Source organism: Microbacterium sp. Bi128 (genome assembly GCF_918698205.1).
In genome coordinates, this window is the sequence record NZ_CAKKMM010000384.1 from 1 (window position 1) to 4,190 (window position 4,190).

4 protein-coding genes are annotated in these 4,190 nt (G+C 65.9%); 3 read left to right on the forward strand and 1 reads right to left on the reverse strand.

Annotation, left to right across the window (positions count from 1 at the left end):
- Nucleotides 1–22: 22 nt before the first annotated feature.
- On the reverse strand, nucleotides 23–1,228 hold the full coding sequence (locus tag LQV45_RS19500) for an MFS transporter (protein ID WP_230008435.1): 1,206 nt from the start codon (nucleotides 1,226–1,228) through the stop codon (nucleotides 23–25).
- A gap of 386 nt (nucleotides 1,229–1,614) precedes the next feature.
- On the opposite strand from LQV45_RS19500, the gene nrdH reads away from it, so the two are divergent.
- The 3 genes from nrdH to nrdE all read left to right on the forward strand — a co-directional run.
- Nucleotides 1,615–1,848, forward strand: coding sequence for a glutaredoxin-like protein NrdH (gene nrdH, locus LQV45_RS19505; RefSeq protein WP_022878810.1), 234 nt, complete (start codon nucleotides 1,615–1,617; stop codon nucleotides 1,846–1,848).
- Nucleotides 1,849–1,885: 37 nt separating this feature from the next.
- Nucleotides 1,886–2,308, forward strand: coding sequence for a class Ib ribonucleoside-diphosphate reductase assembly flavoprotein NrdI (gene nrdI / locus LQV45_RS19510; protein ID WP_230008436.1), 423 nt, complete (start codon nucleotides 1,886–1,888; stop codon nucleotides 2,306–2,308).
- 68 nt (nucleotides 2,309–2,376) lie between these two features.
- Nucleotides 2,377–4,190: class 1b ribonucleoside-diphosphate reductase subunit alpha (nrdE, locus tag LQV45_RS19515; RefSeq protein ID WP_230008437.1), on the forward strand; the 1,814-nt coding region annotated here is incomplete at its 3' end.

Consider the following 4,190-nt stretch of genomic DNA (forward strand, 5'->3'; position numbering starts at 1 on the left):
GGGTGTCGGCGCCTGTCGTGCGTCAGGTGATCGTGGGCACCGGTTCGGTGTCGGGGATGGGGCTTGCGTCGCGGTGGCGCAGGTCGGGGAAGCCCCGGACGAAGAGTGCCGAGAGCACCAGCCCGAGCACGGCGAACGTCGCGGCGGCGATGTAGGCCCCCTGTGGCCCGACACCGTCGACGAGGAAGCCGGCGACCGCGGATCCCGCCGCGGCGCCGATGAGCTGGCCGGTGCCGATCCAGCCGTACGCCTCGGCGGTCTCGCTGAACCGGACGCTCGCGGAGGTCATCGCGAACATGACGGCCAGAGCCGGGGCGATGCCCGCGCCGGCGACGAGCAGCGTAGCCCCGAGCCACCAGGCGTTGAGCGAGACGATCGTGAGGCTGAGACCGACGGCGACGATCGCAAAGCGACGCGCCATGGCCCATGGGCCGATCGGGATGTGCCCGAACGTGAGGCCGCCCGTGAGGCTGCCGACGGCGAACACGGCCAGGACGAGACCCGCTTCGAGGCCGCCGTGGTCGAACGTCGCCACCACGCCGGCCTCGACGGCCGCGCACGCGCCGATGAGCAGGAACCCGGTCGCGGTCGCGAGGATGACCGGCGGCTTGCGCAGCACCGCGCCCAGCGCCCGACGGCTGCGGGGGATGCGCACGCGCCCGACCTCGGGGCTGAGGATGAACCACGCGCCCCCGCCGAGGAGGATCACGACGATGAGCAGCAGGGCCGGGACGGTGCCCACTTGCGTTCCGACCAGCGTGATGAGCACGGGCGCGAGCACCCAGATGATCTCTTGCAGCGACGCGTCCAGTGAATACAGCGGCGTCAGCTGGGAGGAGTTGACCATCTTGGGGTAGATGGTGCGCACGGCCGACTGGACCGGGGGAGTGGAGAGACCGCCGATGAGGCCCAAGGCCATGTAGACCGGCAGCGGCACGACCAGGAGGGCGATGGAGGCGATCGCGGCCGCGCAGATGAGGAGGGTGACCGTCAAGACGCGCCGCATGCCCCAGAGGCCCATCCAGCGGCTGGTCACGGGCCCGGCGATGGCCTGGCCGACGCTGGTGGCGGCCAGGACGAGGCCCGCCGCGCCGTACGAGCCGGTGACGTGCTCGATGTGCAGGAGCACCGCGAGGCTGATCATGCCGTTGGGGAACCGCGCCGTCAGCTGAGCGGCGATGATGCGCCCCACGCCGGGGGTTCTGAGAAGTACGCGGTAGCCGGCCACCGCACCACGCTATCCCTTGCCTCCGACACGGGTGATGTCGCCGTCCACGACCGCGGAGTCCGACACGCCGCGACACGCCGGGCGGAGATATCCACCGCCTGTGCGATGTCGGAGCCCCCGTCTAGCGTCCGAGCTGTGGATGGATCGTGGGAGGAGGCACGAGATCCGCGGAACGGCGGGTCAGGATGACATCCAAATGAGGCCTCCGCCTGTGGATGAAATCGTGGACAACCTGTGTTGTACATGGGGAGAGCGGTGGAAAATCACACTCGTGTAACTACTACCCCTTGTGGTTCCCCCCGATGTCCGTCCCCATATGTAGTATTGAGCTCCCGGCCCGCTCCGAGCGGTCGGATGACGATTTTCCAGGGGAGAGAGAGAACGAAATGGCGATCACGGTCTACACCAAGCCGTCTTGCGTCCAGTGCAACGCGACGTACCGCGCACTCGACTCGAAGGGCATCGAGTACAACGTGCTCGACGTCACCGAGGACCCCGCGGCCCTCGAGCAGGTCAAGTCGCTCGGGTACCTGCAGGCCCCCGTCGTGATCACCGACGAGGACCACTGGTCGGGCTTCCGTCCCGACAAGATCGACGAGCTGGCCTCGCGCCTGGCCTGACCCCGGACGGGCTCAGAGGGTTCTCGTGAGCGCTGTCATGTCGGAGACCGAGGCTCCGCTGCTCGTCTACTTCTCGAGCGTGTCGGGCAACACCGCACGTTTCATCGAGAAGCTCGGCAAGCGGGCCGTCCGCATCCCCCTGCGACCGACCGACCCGGCGCTTCACGTCGACGAACCCTACGTGCTGGTCACCCCCACCTATGGCGGGGGTGTCGGCCGGGGCGTCGAGAAGGGCGCCGTGCCCAAGCAAGTCATCCGCTTCCTGAACGAGGAAAGCAACCGACGGCATATCCGCGGAGTGATCTCCGCCGGCAACACCAACTTCGGCGACGCCTTCTGTCTCGCCGGAGACATCATCAGCCGCAAGTGCTCTGTGCCGCACTTGTATCGCATCGAGGTATTCGGCACACCAGAAGACGTCGAGCGCGTCACCGAAGGATTGGAACAGTGGTGGAAGTAGGGCTGAGCGACGTGGACTTCAAGACCGAGGCGCGGTTCGAAGGGCTGGATTACCACGCCCTGAACGCGATGCTGAACCTGTACGACGCGGACGGCAAGATCCAGTTCGACGCCGACAAGCGGGCGGCGCGGGAGTACTTCCTGCAGCACGTCAACCAGAACACGGTGTTCTTCCACTCCCTGAAGGAGCGTCTCGACTACCTCGTCGAGAAGGAGTACTACGAGCCCAAGGTGCTCGACAAGTACTCGCTGGAGTTCATCCAGGAGCTCAACGACCGCGCCTACGGCAAGAAGTTCCGCTTCGAGACCTTCCTCGGCGCGTTCAAGTACTACACGAGCTACACGCTGAAGACCTTCGACGGCAAGCGCTACCTCGAGCGTTTCGAGGACCGCGTCGTCATGACCGCCCTCGCCCTCGCCGACGGCGATCCCCGCCTCGCGGTGCAGCTCGTCGACGAGATCATCTCCGGTCGCTTCCAGCCCGCCACCCCGACGTTCCTCAACGCCGGCAAGGCGCAGCGCGGCGAGCTCGTGTCGTGCTTCCTGCTGCGTATCGAAGACAACATGGAGTCGATCGCCCGTGGCATCAACTCCGCCCTGCAGCTGTCCAAGCGCGGCGGCGGCGTGGCGCTGCTGCTGTCGAACATCCGCGAGTCGGGCGCCCCGATCAAGCAGATCGAGAACCAGTCCTCGGGCATCATCCCCGTGATGAAGCTCCTCGAAGACAGCTTCAGCTACGCCAACCAGCTCGGCGCCCGCCAGGGCGCCGGTGCGGTGTACCTCAACGCGCACCACCCCGACATCCTGCGCTTCCTCGACACCAAGCGTGAGAACGCCGACGAGAAGATCCGCATCAAGACGCTGTCGCTGGGTGTCGTCATCCCCGACATCACGTTCGAGCTGGCGAAGAACGGCGAGGACATGTACCTCTTCTCGCCGTACGACGTCGAGCGCGTCTACGGCGTGCCCTTCGGCGACGTCTCGGTCACCGAGAAGTACCGCGAGATGGTCGACGACCCGCGCATCAAGAAGACGAAGATCAACGCGCGCGAGTTCTTCCAGACCCTCGCCGAGATCCAGTTCGAGTCGGGCTACCCGTACATCATGTTCGAGGACACGGTGAACAAGGCCAACCCGATCAAGGGTCGGATCAACATGTCCAACCTGTGCTCGGAGATCCTGCAGGTCAACACCCCGACTTCGTACAACGAGGACCTCTCGTACGCCGAGATCGGCAAGGACATCTCCTGCAACCTCGGTTCGATGAACATCGCCCTGGCGATGGACGGCCGCGACCTCGGCCTCACGGTCGAGACCGCGATCCGCGCCCTCACCGCGGTGAGCGACCAGAGCCACATCGCCTCGGTCCGTTCCATCGAAGACGGCAACGACCGGTCGCACGCGATCGGCCTCGGGCAGATGAACCTGCACGGTTACCTCGCTCGCGAGCACGTGCACTACGGCTCCGAAGAGGGCATCGACTTCACGAACATCTACTTCTACACGGTGCTGTTCCACGCCCTCCGGGCCTCGAACCGCCTCGCGATGGAGCGCGGTGTCGCCTTCGACGGGTTCGCGGACTCTACCTACGCGTCGGGGGAGTTCTTCGACAAGTACACCGACCAAGTGTGGGAGCCGCAGACCGCCAAGGTCGCCGAGCTCTTCGCCGGCATCCCCGTGCCCACCCAGGACGACTGGCGCGAGCTCAAGGCATCCGTCCAGCAGCACGGCATCTACAACCAGAACCTGCAGGCCGTCCCGCCGACCGGTTCGATCTCGTACATCAACAACTCCACGAGCTCGATCCACCCGATCGCCTCGAAGATCGAGATCCGCAAGGAAGGCAAGCTCGGTCGCGTCTACTACCCGGCGCCGTTCATGAC